Here is an 18,974-nt window from a genome sequence, read left to right as displayed (position 1 = left end):
ATTACACTCGAGCCTGATATCCCAACCAATGCCCGTGATCTGGGTAAGCTGCAGAACCGAAAGCAGTTGATCCAAGCGGCTGCAGAGGCCATCTACAAGTACGGAATTCGCGGCACGACCTCGGCGAGAATCCAGGAGTTGTCAGGACTGTCGCAAGGGATGGTAAACCTACACTTTGGCTCCAAAGAAAAGCTTCTGCTTGCGGTGGCTGAGGAATTGTCAGTCCGCTACGCGGAGCAGTGGAAGGTCATCGCAGCCAATCCCGAGTTGGACCCGGCAGACAAGTTAATCTCTTTCATTAAGGCAGACTTCGATCCCTTGGTCCTAAATGCACGGGACGTCGCAATTTGGTTTTCCTTCCGGGCCGAAGCGCTCTCGAACCCGAAGGTATTTCCTTTCATCGACTCGCGAGACAAAGGTTTCAGGGCGGCGATACTGGAGCTGTTGGAGAAAATAAAGGTTGAAGGCCAGTACGATGACGTAGACGTCAATCTTGCAACAGACGCATTGGTTGCTTTGCTGGAAGGGCTCTGGACCGACTACCACTTGCACTCAGAGATCTTCAAACCTTCGGAGGCTTTGAGGATCTGCCTGTTTGTACTGCAATCGATGTTTCCAAAACACTTTAGCAACCAAAAGATCTACGGATGAAGGTGGCTTTGGAAAATGGGAACCTACCAAGGTCAATCCCTAATCCGTCCGTGTCTCGTTAATGAAACGCCGCAAGTCGTTAGTCATTGGTTGGGCCTACTGGACGCACATGAGCGATGCAAAACACCAAATAGCAGCGCGCCGATGATCAGCGAACTAGCCGAAGCTTCCAACCCGCGGCCGCGCGCGATCAGCAAAATTCCAATAACAAAGTCAGTGGAAATCTACAGATGGAGTTATGAGCCGAGCCGGCATCTTCAATCCCACCGGTTATGACCGTTTTCACAACAACGACATCAGCGTCGGCATATGTAGCAAGAAGTCTCATGGTTGGGGGCAGGACCGCCAAACTGGCACCAACCTCATTGGCTGCTCCTAACGGTGTCGGACGTTCGTCAGAACTGCCGCTATGACCGGGTCACGGACAAAGTCATCTAGGATTCTTCAAACAGATCGGTCATCCGTAGGATTGCACTACACGGCCGTCGAGAGTGGGAAGGAGTACTTTTCTTCTCTTCCGAAAGTGTCGTGACTCAATTCAAGGCCTCCCTACATGCTGAGAAGGCCGTTTCGGCTCACCGGTGTCCAGAAACCCTCCGGTGGAGCCTTTTTGTGTGTCCGACGGTATCGTTCACAAAACTAGGTTGCTGGATGCTCGGGTGCGTCACCCAAAGCCAGTAGTAAAAGGATGGCCAAAAGCGGTGATCCAACCAGACCGATCAGGAACCAGATCAAACCGGATCGGTTACGCCGCCCCGCCATCGTGATCGGCAGGATATAAAGCCAGATCACGCCAACCAGCAAGGCTAGCATAAATATCAGTTGGATAACTGGTGGGTCCATCAAATTTCGCCTTTCATATCTTGACGCCATGTATAACACGGCTGATCCGGTTTGACAGACGGTGGCCCGAATGTGCTCTTGGGAAAAATCTAGTCGCGACATTGGTCCCGGGCGTCCTGGCACTCTCCCGGTGGCTTCCTTGGCGATTAAGCGGTGTAGTCCCAATGGTTAGAGCGTTCCGGAGCGCACAGTGGCAAGGTCGGGAATGCGGACAAACTTTCTGTGCGTTGAGGGAACCCTCTAAGTCTAGCCAATATCGGCAGGTTGCCCATATATCAGTGGTTTTCTACCAAGACGTTTTTCTGTTGGTCACTTGACAAAAGAAAAGACCGCTTTCCGATCTGAACTGCCAATCTCGCTCAAAGCTTCACCCGCAGCACTGCTGGGCTGGGTGATAGCTAGAATAGTGTGCGGCGTGACAACGGACTCCTTGACTTTCCCACTCTACTCAAAATCCTTGCAGTCAATGAGGGAGAGAGTTTGTGCAAGCTGAGGGATTTGTCAAAGGGCGGCCGATTGACCTGGCAGTTTTGGACTACGGGCTGTTCAAGGTTCATTCCACGGGTCGCATCATTGGGATCTGCGGCTTTCTGATCCGGACGGATCTGGGAGAAGCCATACTCATCGACACCGGGTTTCCCGAAAAATATGCGACCGATACCGAAGCCGCGGTCAAAGAAGATCTTTTGTACGAGTTTGGCGAAGTCCTAAAATGTGAACCGGAAAATCTGCCACGCGCGCAACTGGCAAAGCTCGGTCTCATTCCATCCGACATTACGTTGCAGATTTGTACCCACACCCATATCGACCATATCGGGGCATTGGGCGACTTTCCGAGCACTCCGATACTGATCTCTTCCGTGGAGCGGGCTCTGCCTCGTCCATTGTATTGGGGCGGTGTGCGGCCTTTGGAGTGGCCCGATCGGGATTACCTCTTGGTTGATGGCGACGTAGAGATTGGACCAGGTATTCTGGTAATGGCGGCACCCGGTCATGCACCAGGCCAGATCGCCCTGATGGTCGATCTTTCCTCGGGTCCGGTTTTGCTCACCAGTGACGCGATATCCCGACCGTCAGAAATCGATGAGAAATTTGCAGGGTCATGGGACGAAGAAGCCGCGATTGCCAGCGCAGACAGGTTGATGCGTCTAGCATCCGAGCGAAACGCCTTTGTGATCTATGGGCATTGTCCAAATCAATGGCCAGTTCTGAAGAAAGCACCAGAGGTCTACCGTTGACCCCAACCGGTGGTCCACCTTTCCCGAAATCGATTGATCTTCCTGAAAACTACCTGACGTCCCGCCCTTGATTCAGAATGATTACATTTCCGCTGGAAACGTCACCGGCCGGTGAAATGAGAAAACTGACCCAAGAGGCGACTTGCTCGGGCTGCATCGCATGACCATGCGGCATGGCGCCAACGGCTTTCTCCAAGACTTCCTCAGACAAGACATTGAACAAGGGCGTCTCGGTCATGGCTGGCGCCAGCGAGTTCACACAGATTTTTTCCTTTGCGTATCGACGGGCTAGGTCTTTCGTAAGGGTATCCATCGCCGCCTTTGATGCCCGGTAGTGCGGAGGGTCAAATACATCGAAATTGTAAGCTCCGTTTGATGAGATATTCACAATCTTTTTGACGCCCTCGCGTTCCAACATCAATCGGACAGCCTGCTGGCAACAATGGAACGCAGAGTTGAAATTGATTGCCATCTGCCTTTCCAGTTCCTCGGGCGGTATATGCGGGAAGTCGGACATGAAGCAGGTGCCAGCGTTGTTTACCAAAGCATCGAGGCCGCCATAAGCTGACTTTATGCCATCAAACGTCTGCGCGATTGCAACTGGATCCGTCAAGTCAACGCAGAATTGTGTGAAATTTGAACCTAACTCTGCCGCCAGTTCATCCAAGCCCTCCTCGTTGAGGTCCAGTCCAAGGACGTGGAACTCACATGTCCGCAATTGGCGGCAGATAGCCTGTCCCATCCCTCCCGCGGCACCAGTCACAACGGCTGTTTTCATAGTAACTCCTCGAACCCTGGCGAAACAGTGGATATCTTGAACTACAGAAGGAAACCCGCAACGCAGGTTTCTGCAAGTATGGATAGTCAATCTCTAAAAAAATTCGGTGAGCGTCTGGTTTGGGCTCGGAGTTAGACCTTGCGATGTCATTCCACCGCGCTTTGGCGCCGGATGTGCTTTTCGACGTTGCAACTGAAGCAAACGGCAGCATGGTCCGCAAAGCAGACGTTCAAGCAAGTTGCAGCGAATGACCGCTTTGAGCCCAGACCTACCAAGATGCTGCAGCATGGCGAAGGCCTGCTTTTGCACTGGTCGTTCGCCTAAAGGAACCGACGGACCGTTTCCCTATAGTCCTCAAACGCGGAACCGTATTGCTCTTTAAGCCACGGTTCCTCAGCGAATGGCGCAGCTATCAGGACAACTATCCCGGCTAAACCAATTAGAGCTGCTCCCTCCGACGCACAAAGCACGACCCAGCCGAAAATCATTGCAATATCTGCCACGTACTGCGGGTTGCGCGAATAGCGATACATGCCGTCCGTTCGTAGCGATCCTTTCGCGCCGCCAGTCTGGGCTATTCCGAATTGCGCGACCTCTGACCACACGATGACGTTGCCCACAACAATCATTGGAATGCCGATTCCGAACCGCAGCCAACTTGGGATTGGCAGGCTTCCCCAATCCATGAAACCGAGGACGATCAAGACGCCGAATAGCGTGAACGTCGGAACCCAAACCACGATGGGGGTCGCCTTGGTGTAGCGCTTTGGCGGCCAAAGGCGGCGCTCAGGGTGTGCAATGGACCAAAGTATCGCGGCTAGGGTGCCTGCCGCGATCACAAGGCCGACGACAATCAAGACCGCCTGCATCATACTTCCACATGCTTATGGTCGGTGATGCCCCGCCGCTCTTCCAAAGCTTGGCGCACGATCTGGCAGGCCGATGAGAGGAACAATCCGGCCATAATGGTTGCCACGATCAGGTCAGGCCAACCCGTTGCCGTGCCCCACACACCAAGTGCTGCAAGCATCACTGCGACGTTTCCAATCGCATCGTTGCGCGAGCACAACCAGACCGACCGGACATTGGCATCACCGTCCTTGTAACGGACCAACAGCAATACGCTTGCCAGATTGGTGAGCAGCGCAAGTAAGCCAACGATTCCCATGATTTCTGCGGTCGGGACGCCGACATAGAAGACGCGATATACCGTTGACCCGAACACCCAAAGGCCCATCAGAAGAAGGCTGACGCCTTTGAACAGTGCCGCATTCGTCCGCGCACGAAGCGAGGCCCCGATGACTGCAAGCGAAATGCCGTAGGTCAGCGCATCCCCGGCAAAGTCGAGGGCGTCGGCTTGTAGCGCTTGAGATTTGGCCAGATGGCCTGCAGTCATCTCGACAACGAACATCGTCGCGTTGAGCGCGATGACGATCCACAGCCGCCTTTTGTAATCATCCGAAACGCCGTCAAACTTGGCATCATGTCCGCAGCAACCTGCCATGGGAACCCTCTTTCATCTTTGGTAGCCCATAGTGTAATGTCTCTAGTGACTAGAGGTTCAAGAGGTATGTTCATGTTTTCTATCGGCGAGCTTTCAAAGCGGACAAAGGTCAAGGTTCCGACCATCCGGTACTACGAGGATATGGGACTATTGCCCGAGGCAGAGCGCACGTCCGGCAACCAACGGCGATACGACAAGGCTGGGTTGGAGCGGCTGAGCTTTATCCGCCACGCACGGGATCTAGGGTTTTCGATTGAAGCGATCTCCTCGCTAATCGAGTTGCAGGATCATCCAGACCGGTCGTGTGAGGCTGCGACGGAAATTGCCGTATCCCAACTCGAAGAGGTCCGAGCCAAGATCAAACGTCTCAGAATGCTTGAAAAGGAACTCAGCCGAATATCCAAAGGCTGCGACGGTGAAGGTGTATCCGGGGACTGCTTCGTGTTAGCTTCACTTGCCGACCACAACATGTGCGACCGCGAACACTAGAAGCCGCGAATGCAGACATTGGACTTTCAATAACGAAAGGCAGCAAAGTCCGCACAGCAGACGTACGTCGCAAGTCTTTTCAATGTCTACCGTGCGGACCAAATATTTCGGTGGTGTGATCTGCTCAAACGACCGCTTTGTGCGCATTGCAAATGAGCGAAAGCACCTCGGGATGATTGGAAATCTGGCGGCGGGTCCAAAACAGCGTGGCAATCGCTTTAAGAAGCGGACAATTATCCAGTGTGTGAGCAACGCAGTTCCCGTCAACGCTATCTGGATTTACTTACCGGACTATGAAGCTTGATTATTGCGGTTTGTGTTCGTCTCGTCTGAGTAATAGACACTTGATGCGGTGTTCTTTGGGAGAGTGGCTGTCCTCCTGAAGACCCCTGTCGCTTGTGTTTAGCAAATCAATACCAGGTTGAACGATTGACATGCATTCGCAGTTGGTATGCTATCCGCAACCATAACGTTAACAGAAATTTGCGACACGGTATCGTGAATTCAATGCGGTTAAACGGCTGCAAAATGGGAGAAAATAATGAAAAATCCAATACTCGTACTGACGCTTTTGATGACGACGACGTCTTTGGCCAGTGCCGAAACTCTGCGTTGGGCGCGCTCGGGGGATGCGCTGACGCTCGACCCGCATTCGCAGAACGAAGGGCCGACGCATACCGTGCGCCACCAGATGTATGAACCTCTGATCATTCGGGATACGAGCGGTGCGTTTGAGCCTGCGCTGGCGACCGATTGGGCCCCCAGCGAGAGCGATCCGAATGTCTGGGTGTTCAACCTGCGTCAGGGCGTGAAATTCCATGACGGCGCCGATTTCACTGCAGAAGACGTGGTGTTCAGCATCAACCGTGCGAAGCAGCCGAACTCGGACATGAAAGAACTGATCAATTCGATTGTCGAGGTGCGCGCTGTCGACGACCACACGATCGAGATCGAGACGGACGGTCCGAACCCCATTCTGCCTGCGAACCTCACCGACCTGTTCATCATGGACAAGGGCTGGACCGAGGCGAATAACGCGGTCAACGTTCAGGACTTTGAAGGCGGTGAGATCACCTTTGCGACCGTCAATGTGAATGGAACCGGCCCCTACAAACTGGTCAGCCGCGAACCGGACGTCAAAACGGTGATGGAGCGGAACGAAGATTATTGGGGGCGTGATCAGTTCCCGATGGCGATCAGCGAAATCATCTATACCCCGATCCAGAATGACGCGACCCGCGTTGCGGCGATGCTGTCGGGCGAGGTGAACTTCCTTCAGGATATGCCGGTGCAGGACCTGGACCGGGTGAATGCCGTCGACGGTTTGGTCGTCAAACAAGCGCCGCAAAACCGGGTGATCTTCTTTGGAATGAACCAGGGCGCGGACGACATCGAGGCGGATAACGTCGATGGCAAGAACCCACTTGCCGACGTCCGCGTTCGTCGGGCCATGTCCAAAGCGATCAATCGAGATGCCATCCAACAGGTGGTCATGCGCGGTCAGTCGCAACCTGCCGGGATGATCGCCCCGCCGTTCGTGAACGGCTGGACTGCCGAGATGGACAGTGAAAGCAGCACGGATGTTGAAGGTGCAAAGGCGCTTTTGGCCGAAGCGGGTTATCCGGACGGATTCTCGATCCGGCTGGATTGTCCCAACGACCGGTACATCAATGACGAAGGTATCTGTCAGGCCGCTGTCGGGATGCTGGGTCAGATTGGCATCACTGTGAATCTGGATGCCAAACCGAAAGCACAACATTTCCCGCTGATCACGGACGGAAAGACCGATTTCTACATGCTGGGTTGGGGCGTTCCGACGTATGACTCGGAATACATCTTCAACTTCCTGGTCCATGGTCGTGAAAGCGACATCGGGACGTGGAACGGCACCGGGTATGACAATGATGAGTTGGATGCCAAGATCAAGTCGCTGGCCTCGAACACGGATCTCGTCGCGCGAGATCAAGCGATCGCCGAGATCTGGCGCGTGGTGCAGGATGAACAGCTGTATATTCCGATCCACCATCAAGTGTTGAACTGGGGTATGGCTGAAAACCTGGACATCAACGTTGATCCCGAAGATCAGCCTATGGTCAAGCATTTTGGCCTGAAGTAAGAAACGTGGCCGGGCCTCGGGATGCGAGGCCCGCCACCAAAGAGTGGGAGCTATCATGAAACGTCTGACCACTGCCGCGCTATTCTGCGCGCTTGCCTTGCCCGTCGCAGGCGAAGAGTTCACGTTTGCCGTTACAACGGACCCGCAAACAATGGATCCTCATGCTGTCAACTCTGCCCCGGTTCTAGGTTTCTTGAATAACGTCTACGAAGGGCTTGTGCGCAGGGGCAAGGACATGACCATTGAACCGGCGCTGGCCACGAGTTGGGAGACCATCGGGGATGGAGCCGGATGGCGGTTCAAACTGCGCGAGGGCGTAACGTTTCATGATGGTTCTGAATTCAATGCGGATGACGTGATCTTCTCGTACCAGCGGGCGTCTGACGAAAATTCGGACACCCGCAGCTGGTTCGCGCCCGTCAGCGAGGTGGTGAAAGTTGACGACTATACCGTCGATGTCATGACCACTGCGCCGAACCCGATTTTCCCGGACAGCATTGCCAACTGGATGATCATGGATAGCGGCTGGGCCGAGGCAAACGACGCAGCACTCCCTGACAAAGAATCGGGCAACTATGCGACCCTGAACGCCAATGGCACCGGTGCTTTCCGAGTCACCGCGCGAGAGCCGGGCCTGCGCACTGTTCTGGAGCCGTTCGACGGCTGGTGGGACACAGCAGAACACAACCTGACCCGCGCTGAATTGGTGCCAATCCAAAACCCGGCAACCGCTCTGGCGGCTTTGTTGTCCGGAGATGTCGACTTCATCAACCCGGTCCCAATTCAGGATGTGGCTCGGTTGCAAGGCAGTCCGGATGTGAAGGTCATTCAGGGCGTCGAAGCGCGCGTGATCATGCTGGGGTTTGATCAGCAGGAAGGCTCGAGCGAAGCCGGGCAGGGTGGCTCGGACCTTTTCCGGGATGTGCGCGTCCGCGAGGCGGTAGCAAAGGCAGTCAACGTTCCAGCCATCCTGCAAACCATCATGCGCGGCAATGCTGAGGTGGCGAGCCAGTTGGTCAGTCCCGCGATGCGTGGCTATTCGGCTGCGAATGCGGACCCCTATGGCTACGATCCCGAGGGTGCCAAAGCTTTGCTGGCCGAGGCTGGCGCTGAGGGGGCTGAGATCAGCTTTAAATGCCCCAACAATCGCTACCTGAACGACGAAGCCGTTTGCCAGGCGATCACCGCCATGCTGTCTCAGGCCGGGCTGAACGTGACGCTCGATGCGATGCCGGTTCAGAACTACTGGCCTGAACTGCGGGCCGACAACTTTGATATGTATCTGTTGGGTTGGTCACCCGGTACGTTCGATGCCGAGCATCCCGTGCGTTTCCTCGCTTCGACCCCAAATGAGGAAAAGAAGTTGGGGTCGTGGAACTTTGGCGGCTATTCGAACGCTCGCGTGGATGAATTGCTGCCGCTGATCCAGTCCGAGATTGACGAACCCACACGTCAGGCAATGCTGGACGAGGTGGCAGGTATCCTGCACGATGAGGTGGCCTATGTACCGCTTTACGTTCAACCGCTGGTCTGGGGCGCGCGCAGCAATATCGAGCTGACACAACGGCCCGACAACTTCTTCCTTCTGCGCTGGGTAACGGTCAACTAAATGCTGTCATACATTATCAGGCGTGTGGCTCAGTCGGCGCTGGTTCTGTTCGTCGTGGGCCTGGTCGCCTTTTCCATGTTCCGCTTTGTCGGAGATCCGATCGACAACATGCTGGGGCAAGAGCGGACCATGGAAGATGTGGAACGTCTGCGGTCGCAGTTGGGGCTCGATCAGCCGTTTCCGGTGCAATATGTGAAGTTTCTGCAGGAAGCGGTACAGGGCAATTTTGGCGTCAGCTTCCGTCAAGGGCGTCCGGTCGCGGAAATCCTGGCCGAACGCGCGCCGGCAACGTTGGAACTGGCGCTTGTCTCAGCCGTATTTGCCATAGTCTTGGGCATCGCGCTGGGTGTGTTCACCGCAATCCGCCGAGACGGGTTTGCAGCGAATTTCATCATGTCAGCCTCTCTGATCGGGGTGTCCCTGCCGACGTTCCTGATCGGGATTCTGTTGATTTACATCTTCTCAGTTGAACTTGGCTGGCTGCCCAGTTTTGGACGCGGAGAAGTCGTAGACCTGGGCTGGTGGAACACAGGCTTGCTGACAAGCAGTGGACTCAAGGCGCTGATCCTGCCCGCGATTACACTGGGTCTATACCAGATGACCCTCATCATGCGGCTGGTGCGCTCCGAGATGTTGGAAGTACTCCGGCAAGACTATATCCGCTTTGCCCGCGCCCGTGGGCTGAGTGACCGGACCATCAATTTCCGCCATGCGCTGAAGAATACCATGGTCCCGGTCATCACGATTATCGGCCTGCAACTGGGGGCCATCATCGCCTTTGCCATCATCACCGAGACGGTGTTTCAGTGGCCGGGCCTGGGCCTTTTGTTCATCAATGCAATCCAATTCGTGGATATCCCTGTCATGGCAGCATACCTGATGATGATCTCGGTCATCTTTGTCACCATCAACCTTGCGGTCGATATCCTTTACGCCTTCATCGACCCGCGCCTGAGGGTCAGCGCATGAGCCGTGTGAAACGCATTCTGGACAGCGACCAGTTCTACGCCTTCCGCCGCTCGCCTGTCGCCATGGTGTCGGCGACAGTGGCATTGATCCTGATCCTAGCCACGATCCTCGCACCACTGATTGCGCCGACAAACCCGTTTGACCCGGCCAGCCTGAACCTGATGAATGGCTTCACTCCGCCGATGGAGCCCAATGCCTTTACAGGCGAAACCTTCCTGATGGGCACAGACGATCAGGGGCGCGATGTGTTCTCGACCATCCTCTACGGAATGCGGATCTCGCTATTCGTTGGGGTGGCGGCCGTTCTGTTCGCGATGGTTCTCGGGATCATTCTGGGCCTGCTATCGGGCTATTTTGGCGGTTGGACCGAAACCATCATCATGCGCACGGCGGATGTGCAGCTGACTTTCCCCTCGATCCTTCTGGCCATGCTGATCTTTGGAATCGCCAAAGGCATTACCCCGGTGGAGTATCGCGACCAGATGGCGATCTGGGTGCTGATCCTGGCCATTGGACTGTCCGATTGGGTGCAGTTCGCTCGTGTCGTCCGGGGCGCAACGTTGGTTGAGAAGAACAAAGATTACGTCGCCGCCGCGCGCATCATCGGACAAAGCCCGCTGACCATCATGCTGCGCCATATCCTGCCCAATGTACTGTCACCGGTGCTGGTGATCGCGACTATCTCATTGGCGCTGGCGATCATTGCCGAGGCGACGCTCAGTTTCCTTGGCGTTGGCGCGCCACCGACACAGCCCTCGCTGGGGACGCTGATCCGCATTGGGCAGGGATTCCTGTTCTCGGGTGAGTGGTGGATCCTGTTCTTCCCGGCTTGCACCCTGCTGGCACTGGCGCTGAGTGTGAACCTGCTGGGCGACTGGCTGCGTGACGTTCTGAACCCGAGGCTGAAATGACCGATCCCGTTCTTTCGATCCGCAACCTGACTGTGGAAATCCCCACACGCCACGGCATCTTCAAGCCGGTCGAGCATGTGACCTACGACCTGCATCCTGGCGAGATCCGGGGCGTTGTCGGCGAAAGCGGTGCTGGCAAGTCCATGACCGGCAACGCCGTGATCGGCCTTCTGGACCCCCCGGCCCATGTCTCCGAAGGTGAGGTCTGGCTGAACGGTCGCCGGATTGACGAACTGGACGCCGAGGACAAACGCCGAATCCGGGGCAAAGAGATCGGGATGATCTTTCAGGACCCGCTAACCTCGCTGAACCCGTTGTTCACCGTGGGTGAGCAATTGGTCGAGACGATCCAGCTGCACCTCGGCCTTTCCGCTTCCGAGGCCAAAAAACGCGCTATTGCGCTGCTGGATCGCGTGTCCATCCCCGACCCGGCGGACCGTTTCAACCAGTATCCGCACCAGTTTTCCGGCGGGATGCGTCAGCGGGTGGTAATCGCGCTCGCACTCTGTACCGAGCCCAGTGTTCTGATCGCTGACGAACCCACAACGGCCTTGGATGTTTCTGTCCAAGCGCAGGTGCTGGATCTGATCAAGGAACTGGCGAAGGAGCGTCAGGTCGGCGTGATCCTCGTTACCCACGACATGGGCGTTATCGCCGACACCACCGACTCGGTAACCGTGATGTATTCCGGTCATGTGGTTGAAAGCGGAACGACCGATCAGATCCTCGGCGCACCGAAACATGAGTATACCAAATCTCTGATTGCCGCCGTGCCGCGCCCGCACACCAAAGTCGAGCGTTTCCCAGTGGTCAATTATGGCGAGCGGGAAAGAACCTTCAAGATCGACGATCTGGCGGCCCATTGGGAAAAGACCGATCTGTCCAAATCCGGCAAACTGCTGGAAATCGAAAATATTACTAAGACGTTCCTGCAAAAGGGCGGGCTGCTGCCCTCGCAACGCAAGTACTTCACTGCCGTCGATCAGGTGAGTTTCGACATTCGCGACGGTGAGGTTTTCGGCCTTGTCGGCGAAAGTGGCTCTGGCAAGTCCACAGTCGCCCGGATGATTGGAACACTCTATCCCGTAGACGGTGGTAGGGTGATCTTTGACGGCGAAGACGTCACAGTGATGGAGGCAGAGGCCCTGCAAGCCTACCGCCGCCAGATCCAGATGATCTTTCAAGACCCGTTCTCCAGCCTAAATCCCCGCATGAGGGTCGGGGACCTCGTTGCCGAGCCCATCCATCATCACAAAATCCTGCCCAAGCCCGCTATTGAACCGCGCGTGCGCGAATTGCTTGACTGGGTTGGCCTGGCCAAGGACGCGTGGCGCAAGTATCCACACGAGTTTTCCGGTGGGCAGCGTCAGCGCATTTGTATTGCTCGCGCCCTCGCAACTCAGCCCCGTTTTCTGATCTGCGATGAGCCGACCAGCGCCCTGGACGTGTCCATTCAGGCGCAAATCCTGAACATTCTCAAAGACCTGCAGGAGCATCTGGGCCTGACTATGCTCTTTATCAGCCATGATCTCCCGGTCGTACGTCAGATGTGTGACCGGGTGGGCGTGATGCGACATGGGAAGCTGCTTGAAGTTCAGGAGACGGACGCGTTGTTCGAAGCTCCAGAGCATCCGTATACGCGGGAACTGTTGGATTTGATGCCACGGCTGAAGCAATTGGCATAACCGTAACGGTTTGGTCTTGCATCTGTTTTTCCAGAAGAAGTTGTTTGAGAGGCGCACGCGCAAGCGATCAACGGTAGTTTGAACTCAAACACCGACTTGAATTGGCTCCATCGCAAAGCGTCTGGTACTTGTTGTCGACCCATTTTCGGACCCAGACGAAGCCGAATGAAATGCAATCTCGGTCAATGAGGTCTGCGTCGAGGTCACAGCCGACGGAAGCAACGCGGTTTGCGACTTCAGAATTCAGGATACCCCTTGAAAGACAGCTTTCCGCGCCTCACCAAACATCTCGACACGGCAGTACGCGAGACTTGTAGGGGACTAGGTGTCGGTCATTGGTTTCAAACCGAGCGGCTACGGCACACACCCCCTATGCCGGACCAACGCATCGGAGAACTGACCTCAGAAACAAGTCTGCGGCTGGATTCCAACCAATACACTGTCCACTAGCGCGCATAAGCGCTGAGTTCCGGACCTTGCAGAGCGGAAAATATCCGCTCTGCAGTTCCTGAATAGAATCTGCAGGTGGCTAGAAAGGGTTTGCCTGCTTGCCGCCGAACGCAAACGGCACTCCGTCCGGATCACACAGGATGGGGATTTGAGCTTGAACGGATTCGCTTAAGTTCAAGGAGGCCGGATGCGCCCCTTTGGTTTCAGCGGCACGGAAGGCGTCAGGGACTGAAGCAACTTTTAGGCTCGGGACCCAAGATGCGTTTGAGGCGGTTGCCCAAGTCGCGGCATGCTGGATTGCAACAAGACGGCCCCGAGGCCCGAGGAGAGTGGCGCAATCCTGGTCCCGGTCGGGAGACACCTGCCATCCGAAGAGTTCGATGTAGAACGCTTGCGGAAAGTCATCACCGTTGCCGATATACACTTCAGGGCCAAACTGCCGTCTCGGCACGGGGAAACTGTGCCGAGACAGCGAAATCCCCACCAACGCGCCGAGCGGATCGCGAACGAGTGCGTTGCGCCCGACGCCCGGCACCTCGAATGGCTCCCGAACAACTTGGCCTCCGAGCGTGTCGACGCGCTTGGCCGCCAGGTCCACGTCGGGGACCTCGATGTAGGCGACCCAGCCCTTCGCTTGCTCGGGCGGCGTCTCGATCAAACCCGCGCCCGCTTCGTCACCGGAAAGGGCGAGGACGAAATCCTGCTCGCCGCCACCCCATGCAAAATCCGATGCCCGCTCGACTTCATAAGACCAGTCGGCGACGTGCTGGTAGAATGCCATTGAACGCGCCCTGTCCGGTGTGAATAGGTCATGCCATACGATTTGACCGGCTTTCGACTGTGTCATCGCCTTACTTCCTGACATATTTGAGTTTTTTGACTCCGCGGACCATCTTCCCGAACGCCTTGTCGCGCGACCTGCGTTCCGCAAGATTCGCCGAGTTAAACGCATCTTCGGCCATGAGCTTGCGCCATCTGCGAAGCCGATCGCTATCAAGAACACCCTCATCGATAGCCTTCAGAACAGCGCATTCCGGCTCAGAATCGTGCTGACAGTTCTTGAATCGACACTGCGCGGCCAACTCCTGAATGTCGGCGAAAAGATCATTGATACCTTCCGCTGCATCGGTGAGCTGCAGTTCCCGCATGCCCGGACTGTCCAAGACCAGACAGCCATTGGGCATAGCATGAAGCTCGCGCCGCGTTGTCGTATGCCGCCCCTTTGCGTCGTCCTCACGAATGGTTTGGGTTTCAATGGACTGACTCTCGAGCAGCGCATTGGCCAACGTTGATTTACCAACACCAGATGAGCCGAGAAACGCCACCGTCTTGCCGGGCTTGCACCAGGGAAGCAGTTTTGTCCGGGGCGCGTCTCCGCGGGCGTCAAGGGCGACCACGTCGATCATGTCCGATACCGCGCGGGCCGCTTCGATATAGTTTTGCGGCTCCGTCACGAGGTCGGTCTTTGTCACGACGATGACGGGTGTCATCCGTGCCTCAAAAGCCAGAGCTGCATAGCGTTCTAGCCGGGCCACCTTGAAGTCCTGATTGCAAGACGAGACGATAAAGACCGTATCAATGTTCGCCGCGATCAGTTGTTCCTGCCGGTCGGTTCCGGGCGCGCGCCGCTTAATGAGGCTTGTGCGCTCAAGAACCCGACTGGATCTCGGGCGTGTTGCGTCCAGCATCAGCCAGTCTCCGACAGTGGCATCGGCTCCAGGCGGGATTATCGTATCGATGCCGTCACCGACGACATGCAGCCCATTGCGATGCACTTCAACAACGCGAACGGGAGGTGTCGCCGACAAGTCTTCTACGCTAATCTGTTGGGCGAAAAACGGTTGCCATCCCAACGCCTGAAGAGGGCTGGGATTGGCGTGCGATCCGGCGTCGCGTGCGCGAAGCGGAAGGAAATCGGAGTAATCCCTGGTCATAGGGTGTTCACTTTCATGTCTCCGGCCCAGGTCAGATTTGGGCGCTGATGGTAGGAAAGAGTGCGCACATCGAAGAACTCCGTCCGCAACAAAGCGACGGCGGTGCTTCAGATCTTGAATATGCTCCGGGAGGCGCGCTGCCTCCCTTCCTTACCGGGACATAAAATCTCCATTTCCGATGAAGTGCACATAGGAAGACCGCCGGCACAACACAACAGTTGACCGGTGAATTGGCGCACTTCGTCACTTCTCTGTAGCGACCATTCAACACTAAGAAGACTGTGTGAACTTTACCCGCGTAGCAGCCTTTAAAGCTGGAAACAGCAGTTGACGGCACCGGGTCAAAATTTCCCCAAGGTCCTCCTTGGGCCGTTATCACACATCCCAACAAGCGGAATTATAAGAAGCTTCGTCCGCAGTGCGCCTGTAGAATTGGACAATGAGAGACGGCTCGGAGCCATAATCTGGTACTCTCTATCGAGTATGCTAAGCTGGATCGTGCGAGACACACATACATTCAAAAACCGCACCTTTGGGAGGACGGATGTATGATCATGCGCATTTTTCAGGTGGCAACGCGACCGGGAAAAGAAGAGGAATCTGGCCGTTTTTTTCGCGACACTGGGTTCCCGTTAATGAAAAGCACCCCTGGTATCGTGCACCTTTTTCCGGGCGCGCTGTGAGGGAGGTCTTGACCCCTGAAACTGGTCCGAACCGAGTGCGAAATCTTGGGTATATTTCTGGCAACAGGGGAGTGTAGCGATACCGAAGAAACGATTCAGCGACGAACAGATTGCTTTTCGATTGTGGACAGGGCGCTTCGTCAGCCGAAAAGAGTTTTCAGTCGTGGCCGGCTGGCTGGCTTTGAGCCGCAATTCCTCTGGAACGACACTACTTCAGGAAACCTCCTGACCTTTCTCGGAACATACTTGCATTCTTGCCTCTTGGCGTAGTCACCTATGTGTGACGAGCGGAGGAAGTCGATGAAGCCTTGGACAATCATGTTTTGTGCGTTCTGCACATTCGCTCTTGTCGCTTGTGCCCCAAAAGTTCGTACATATGAGAAGACCAATTCGGTTTCATTTTCGGCAAGGACAAACAGCGCACTTGGGCAGGCGGCGACACGGCTTGGGGACCCCAAAGACGGCCGGTCCGGTGTCAAATTGATCAGCGACGGCGAACAAGCCTTGGTGTCACGGCTTCTACTCGCTGCAGCGGCTGAACAATCGATCGACGCTCAATACTACCTTTTGCATAACGACCCGACAGGTCACCTCTTTGCGGCCAGTCTTCTACAGGCGGCGGATCGAGGCGTACGCGTTCGCTTGCTTTTGGATGACATGGACACATCCGGATACGACGCGATGACAGCCGCTTTGGACTACCACGAGAATATTGAAATCCGTCTGTTCAATCCTTTCTGGCGCGACCAAAGCCTGATCATTGCCGGGCTCACGGACTTCAAGCGGATCAATCGCAGAATGCACAATAAGTCGATGACCGCAGACAACGTGTTCACAATTGTCGGTGGCCGGAATATCGGCGCCGAGTACTTCCTCGCGCGGGAGGAAATGAACTATGCGGATCTGGATGTTCTGGCAGCCGGTCCCGTCGTAAATGAAGTTTCACAAAGCTTTGACGAATATTGGAATAGTGAGTTCGCGGTTCCGGCCCGCGTGGTCGTCGGGCAACCTGAAGAATTTTCGCTTGGCCAAGCGCGAAGCAGACTGAATGAGCTTGTGGAGGCGGCAAAGCAGACTCAGTACGGCGAAGCTCTCAGAAAATCTGCAAGGGAGAGTTTTGCAGACGGAACGCTTTCCTTGGATTGGGTGCCCGCAAAACTCTACGCTGATCCGCCTTCCAAAGCCGCAGGGCTTGATAACTCAGAACCAATTCTTGCGTCGCAACTGCTGCCGTATTTCGAAGGTGCTGGCAGGGAGGTCAATATCGTTTCGGCCTACTTCGTGCCACGCAACAACGGCGTGAAGTGGATGACCGAACTGGAAAACCGAGGTGTCGAAGTCAAAGTCGTAACCAACTCGCTTGCTTCAAACGACGTAGCACCAGTCTATGCGCACTACGCCAAAAAACGCCGGGCGTTGCTGCGCGGTGGGGTCGAGCTTTATGAATTGCGGCCTGACGCTTATCAGGTCCAACGTCGTGGAATAAACTGGGCTCAATCTCGGTCGGGTCTTCATTCCAAAGCGTTCGCTGTCGATGACAGATATCTGTTTGTCGGTTCGTTCAATTGGGACCCTCGTTCAGTCAACATAAACACGGAAATGGGCATTCTCATCGACTCTCCGGCGCTGACCGCACAAACCATGGGTGCTTTGGACGATGCGCTTCCAGCATATACATATCATGTGACGCTGGAGAGTGCTGGCCAACTCAAATGGAGAACCCAGGGCGAGAACGGAGAAATCCTTGAATATGACTCAGAGCCAACGGGTTCGGCTTGGGATCATATCGTAGCTGGATTTTTCAGTATTTTGCCAATCGGCTCTCAGCTTTAGTAGCGTGGGAGAAGGTCCGTTCCTCTACTGTGCTGTTGACGTTCTATCAATTGCATCGCGCTTGTGGCAGTCTTCTTCGCATTTGAAGAAAAGTGGATAAGCAGGAGGGGCACATGGAAATTCGAACCACATCCGGGCGCGGCCGTTTATATGACAGCGTCCTGGACACGGTCGGCAACACGCCGTGCATTCGCATCAACAAAATCGCGCCGGCCAACGTGACGGTCTACGTCAAGTTTGAAGCCTTCAACCCCGCGGGTTCGGTCAAGGACCGCCTTGCGCTGAACATCATCGAAGCGGGCGAAAGGGAAGGTCGGCTGAAACCCGGGCAAACGGTCGTCGAGGCTACCTCGGGAAATACCGGGATAGGTCTTGCGATGGTATGTGCCGCAAAGGGTTATCCGCTTGTGGTCACTATGGCTGACAGCTTCTCGGTGGAACGCCGCCGGTTGATGCGGTTTCTTGGGGCCAAGGTTGTGCTGACGCCTCGTGCGCTCAAGGGTTTTGGGATGTACTCCAAGGCCAAGGAGTTGGCCGAGGCAAATGGCTGGTTTCTCGCCAGCCAATTCGAGACAAGCGCCAACGCCGACATCCACGAGGCCACGACAGCGAGGGAAATACTCAGTGATTTCGAAGGAGAGCGGCTTGACTACTGGATCACCGGTTATGGAACAGGCGGTACCGTTTCGGGCGTGTCGCGCGTGCTCAAGCGCGATCGCCCTGACACCAAGATCATCCTGACCGAGCCTGCAAACGCTGCGATTGTCGGGTCTGGCTACGTGAACACCCGCAATGAGGCCCATCAGCCCACTGAGAGCCATCCGGCCTTTGAACCGCATCCCATTCAGGGTTGGACGCCCGACTTCATCCCGTTTGTGCTTCAGGAAGCTCTGGACAATGCGTATTATGATGAACTGCTCCCCGTCGCCGGAGCGGACGGTATCGCCTGGTCCAGGCGTCTGGCAGCAGAGGAGGGGATCTTCACCGGAATCTCAGGGGGATCCACATTTGCCATCGCAATGGAAGTGGCCAAAAGCGCTCCGGACGGATCGGTGATGCTGGTGATGCTGCCCGACACAGGCGAACGGTATCTTTCGACACCGCTCTTTGACGGGATTGCCGAAGATATGACGGATGAGGAACGAGCGATTTCCATGTCGACACCAACGGCGCAAATGCCGTCTGAGTGAGTCCGGTCCCGTCGCTCGTCGATCCGGGTATTAGGACGTTCGATCTGTAGCGTTGATGCCGTCTGAAAGTCTGCGGACAGCGTGGTTGCCG

The 18,974-nt window shown here is 55.7% G+C and carries 16 protein-coding genes; 10 read left to right on the top strand and 6 right to left on the bottom strand.

Going from position 1 to position 18,974, the window contains the following annotated elements; translation table 11 throughout:
• Nucleotides 1-66 precede the first annotated feature (66 nt).
• Nucleotides 67-651, top strand: a complete 585-nt coding sequence (locus ACR0NB_RS07195) for a TetR/AcrR family transcriptional regulator (RefSeq protein ID WP_254436532.1) — start codon at nucleotides 67-69, stop codon at nucleotides 649-651.
• 639 nt (nucleotides 652-1,290) lie between these two features.
• Here the strand turns inward: ACR0NB_RS07195 and ACR0NB_RS07190 are convergent.
• Nucleotides 1,291-1,494: a hypothetical protein gene (locus ACR0NB_RS07190; protein WP_170404020.1), complete on the bottom strand. Its 204-nt coding sequence runs from the start codon at nucleotides 1,492-1,494 to the stop codon at nucleotides 1,291-1,293.
• Between the two features lie 482 nt (nucleotides 1,495-1,976).
• Here ACR0NB_RS07190 and ACR0NB_RS07185 point away from each other — a divergent pair, with 482 nt between their 5' ends.
• Nucleotides 1,977-2,732: an N-acyl homoserine lactonase family protein gene (locus ACR0NB_RS07185; RefSeq protein WP_170419467.1), complete on the top strand. Its 756-nt coding sequence runs from the start codon at nucleotides 1,977-1,979 to the stop codon at nucleotides 2,730-2,732.
• Nucleotides 2,733-2,781: 49 nt separating this feature from the next.
• Here the strand turns inward: ACR0NB_RS07185 and ACR0NB_RS07180 are convergent, their stop codons facing one another.
• The 3 genes from ACR0NB_RS07180 to ACR0NB_RS07170 all read right to left on the bottom strand — a co-directional run bounded on the left by ACR0NB_RS07180 (nucleotide 2,782) and on the right by ACR0NB_RS07170 (nucleotide 5,014).
• A complete protein-coding gene (locus ACR0NB_RS07180) occupies nucleotides 2,782-3,510 on the bottom strand; it encodes an SDR family NAD(P)-dependent oxidoreductase (protein ID WP_170357411.1) in 729 nt (242 codons plus the stop codon).
• 320 nt (nucleotides 3,511-3,830) lie between these two features.
• The gene (locus ACR0NB_RS07175; protein ID WP_480775289.1) at nucleotides 3,831-4,382 is read right to left on the bottom strand and encodes a methyltransferase family protein; all 552 of its coding nucleotides are present in this window, start codon (nucleotides 4,380-4,382) and stop codon (nucleotides 3,831-3,833) included.
• On the bottom strand, nucleotides 4,379-5,014 hold the full coding sequence (locus tag ACR0NB_RS07170; RefSeq protein ID WP_480775288.1) for a cation efflux transmembrane domain-containing protein: 636 nt from the start codon (nucleotides 5,012-5,014) through the stop codon (nucleotides 4,379-4,381). Before ACR0NB_RS07170 ends, ACR0NB_RS07175 begins: the two co-directional genes overlap by 4 nt.
• A 72-nt stretch (nucleotides 5,015-5,086) precedes the next feature.
• Between ACR0NB_RS07170 and ACR0NB_RS07165 the strand changes: the two genes are divergently transcribed.
• The 6 genes from ACR0NB_RS07165 (at nucleotide 5,087) to ACR0NB_RS07140 (ending at nucleotide 12,793) form a co-directional block, all read left to right on the top strand.
• Nucleotides 5,087-5,503: a MerR family transcriptional regulator gene (locus tag ACR0NB_RS07165; protein WP_480775287.1), complete on the top strand. Its 417-nt coding sequence runs from the start codon at nucleotides 5,087-5,089 to the stop codon at nucleotides 5,501-5,503.
• A gap of 541 nt (nucleotides 5,504-6,044) precedes the next feature.
• Nucleotides 6,045-7,619 carry an ABC transporter substrate-binding protein gene (locus ACR0NB_RS07160; protein WP_170357425.1) on the top strand — a complete coding sequence of 525 codons (1,575 nt, stop codon included), beginning with the start codon at nucleotides 6,045-6,047 and terminating at the stop codon, nucleotides 7,617-7,619.
• Between the two features lie 55 nt (nucleotides 7,620-7,674).
• Nucleotides 7,675-9,228: an ABC transporter substrate-binding protein gene (locus tag ACR0NB_RS07155; RefSeq protein ID WP_170339896.1), complete on the top strand. Its 1,554-nt coding sequence runs from the start codon at nucleotides 7,675-7,677 to the stop codon at nucleotides 9,226-9,228.
• Nucleotides 9,229-10,197: an ABC transporter permease gene (locus ACR0NB_RS07150; RefSeq protein WP_170357427.1), complete on the top strand. Its 969-nt coding sequence runs from the start codon at nucleotides 9,229-9,231 to the stop codon at nucleotides 10,195-10,197.
• Entirely contained in the window at nucleotides 10,194-11,108 is a 915-nt protein-coding gene (locus ACR0NB_RS07145; protein ID WP_170339892.1) for an ABC transporter permease, read from the top strand. Before ACR0NB_RS07150 ends, ACR0NB_RS07145 begins: the two co-directional genes overlap by 4 nt.
• The gene (locus ACR0NB_RS07140) at nucleotides 11,105-12,793 is read left to right on the top strand and encodes an ABC transporter ATP-binding protein (protein WP_170371393.1); all 1,689 of its coding nucleotides are present in this window, start codon (nucleotides 11,105-11,107) and stop codon (nucleotides 12,791-12,793) included. Before ACR0NB_RS07145 ends, ACR0NB_RS07140 begins: the two co-directional genes overlap by 4 nt.
• A 529-nt stretch (nucleotides 12,794-13,322) precedes the next feature.
• Here ACR0NB_RS07140 and ACR0NB_RS07135 read toward each other — a convergent pair.
• Together ACR0NB_RS07135 and rsgA are read right to left on the bottom strand one after the other, a co-directional pair.
• Complete coding sequence (locus tag ACR0NB_RS07135; RefSeq protein WP_480775286.1) at nucleotides 13,323-14,090, bottom strand: VOC family protein; 768 nt, start codon at nucleotides 14,088-14,090, stop codon at nucleotides 13,323-13,325.
• 4 nt (nucleotides 14,091-14,094) lie between these two features.
• Nucleotides 14,095-15,177 (bottom strand): ribosome small subunit-dependent GTPase A, encoded by a 1,083-nt coding sequence (rsgA, locus tag ACR0NB_RS07130; protein ID WP_480775285.1) that lies wholly within the window; start codon nucleotides 15,175-15,177, stop codon nucleotides 14,095-14,097.
• A 983-nt stretch (nucleotides 15,178-16,160) separates the two neighbouring features.
• Between rsgA and ACR0NB_RS07125 the strand changes: the two genes are divergently transcribed.
• Nucleotides 16,161-17,693 carry a phospholipase D family protein gene (locus ACR0NB_RS07125; protein ID WP_480775284.1) on the top strand — a complete coding sequence of 511 codons (1,533 nt, stop codon included), beginning with the start codon at nucleotides 16,161-16,163 and terminating at the stop codon, nucleotides 17,691-17,693.
• A gap of 113 nt (nucleotides 17,694-17,806) precedes the next feature.
• Entirely contained in the window at nucleotides 17,807-18,883 is a 1,077-nt protein-coding gene (locus ACR0NB_RS07120; RefSeq protein ID WP_480775283.1) for a PLP-dependent cysteine synthase family protein, read from the top strand.
• The last annotated feature ends 91 nt before the right edge of the window (nucleotides 18,884-18,974 follow it).

It is taken from the genome of Ruegeria sp. CG3 (assembly GCF_056537205.1).
The sequence above is the reverse complement of the archived record's forward strand: the minus strand, read 5'-3'. Positions and strand labels throughout refer to the sequence as shown.